Below are 1849 nucleotides of genomic sequence, written 5' to 3'. Positions count from 1 at the left end.
TGCTTGATATGTGGGTGATCGGGGGCCAGTCTCCGGTCTGAGCCTGACCGGCTCATCGTCCTCAGCGTGGAGGCACCCTCATGACCGCACACCACCTGCGACTGACCCAGCCCCTGACGCCCTCCGGGCTGCCCGCCGTCCGGCTGGGCGAGCCGTGGCTGGATGCCTACCTCGACTTCCTCACCGCCCGCTGCAGGCCCAACAGTGTCCTGGCCGCCGGCTACGACCTGAAGGTGTTCTTCACCCTGATCGCGAAGGCGCCGGCCGAGGTGACCGCCGCCGACGTGCTGGCGTTCATCACCGCCCAACGCGCCGGCGCGGACACTGTCGCCAGCCCGGTGATCGCCGTCACCGACGACGCCGCCGGAGCGGTCAGCGCCCGAACCGTGCGCCGGCGCCTGTCCAGCGTCTACGGCCTCTACGCCTTCCTCCTGGCCCGCGGCGACGTCACTGCCAACCCCGTCCCCCGGGGCCTGCCGACCCGCCGCGAACGCGACCGACCCGGCAGTAGCCGCGGCGCCGGAACCCCACTGATCCGTTCGGCGCGCACCCTGCCGACCATCTTGAACCCGGACGAAGCCGACGCCCTGACCAACGCGCTGCGCACCCACCGCGACCGGGCCATGGTCGCCGCGATGCTGCTGGGCGGCTTGCGCCGTTGCGAGGTCCTGCGCCTGCGCATGGAGGACCTGCACGTCGGGCAACGACAGGTGTTCATCGCCGAGGGCAAAGGCGGGCACCAACGCCAGGTCCCGATCTCCCGAAGATTCTTCACCGCCCTGGCCGACTACCTCGCCCTGGAGCGACCGGCTGAAGCAGACCGGCTCGGGCACGGTCACGTCTTCTGCGTCCTCAAAGGCCCACGCCGCGGGCGCCCCCTGTCCGCTTCCGGGCTCGATGAGGTTCTCGACGGGGCTCGCCGCCGCGCCGGGCTGCCGCACGCGACCTGCCACCAGTTGCGGCACACCTGCCTGACCCGACTGCGCGAAGCAGGCATGGCCTTGGAGGCGATCCAGGCCCAGGCCGGGCACGCCTCCATCGAATCCACCCGCATCTACCTGCACCTGGGCGATGACTGGCTGGCCGGGCAGTACCGGCGCGCCGCCGAAGCCATCGACGCCCAGACCTTCAGCGCCCACCCCGCCTCGACCTCGGTCCGCTCGATCACCTCGCCGCTGCGGAATCAACGATGAGCACTCAGGACCTGTTCCTTACCTGGGATGAGATCGACAACGCCGCAGCGCAACTGGCCGCACCGATGCGCACTTACCTGGTTCAGATCACCACCACGCTGCGCCCGGCGACCATCCGCAATGCTGACCAGGCCCTGCGCTGCTTCGCGCAGTTCCTCATCCAGCAGCACTCCGAGGTCACCCGCCTGGCCGACGTCCGCCGATCCCACGTCGAGGACTACAAGCCCTGGCTGGCTGCGCGCACCGGGCAGCGAGACCGGCCCGTCACCGTCAACACCCGAGCCCACCGTCTGGGCAACCTGCGGACCTTCTTCATCCGCATCCACGACTGGGGCTGGCCCGAGGCCCCGCCCACTGTCCCCATCCTCTTCGGCGACCTGCCCCGGCAGGAAAAACCCCTGCCGAAGGCCCTCGACGTCCCCCGCAAGCGGGAGGTGCCCCCAGCCGACGCGGCGAAGTTCCTACGCGCCGCGCAGAGCTTGAAGCGCCCCTCAGGCCGGGTCGTCTGCGAAGTCCTCATCCGCACCGGGCTGCGCGTCGGAGAGTTCACCCGGCTACGCCGCGACGCCGTCCGCCAGATCGGCGCCGGGCACTGGCTGCACGTCCCGGTCGGCAAACTCCTGGACGACCGCTACATCCCCCTGCACCCCCAGTTG

The 1849-nt window shown here is 70.6% G+C and carries 2 protein-coding genes; both read left to right on the top strand.

Translation table 11 applies throughout. The annotated features are described in order from the left end of the window. The first annotated feature begins 80 nt into the window (after positions 1–80). The gene (locus V9U69_RS19240; protein ID WP_337063521.1) at positions 81–1193 is read left to right on the top strand and encodes a tyrosine-type recombinase/integrase; all 1113 of its coding nucleotides are present in this window, start codon (positions 81–83) and stop codon (positions 1191–1193) included. Beyond that, a partial coding sequence (locus V9U69_RS19235) for a tyrosine-type recombinase/integrase (protein WP_337063520.1) occupies positions 1190–1849 on the top strand: 660 nt, incomplete at its 3' end. The genes V9U69_RS19240 and V9U69_RS19235, both read left to right, overlap by 4 nt.

It is taken from the genome of Kineococcus sp. G2 (assembly GCF_037154035.1).
Classification (GTDB): Bacteria; Actinomycetota; Actinomycetes; order Actinomycetales; family Kineococcaceae; genus Kineococcus.
The sequence above is the reverse complement of the archived record's forward strand: the minus strand, read 5'-3'. Positions and strand labels throughout refer to the sequence as shown.

Bases quoted from the DNA above. Each gene is read 5' to 3' on its own strand.
- V9U69_RS19240 (WP_337063521.1), top strand. From the start codon at position 81: ATGACCGCACACCACCTGCGACTGACCCAGCCCCTGACGCCCTCCGGG.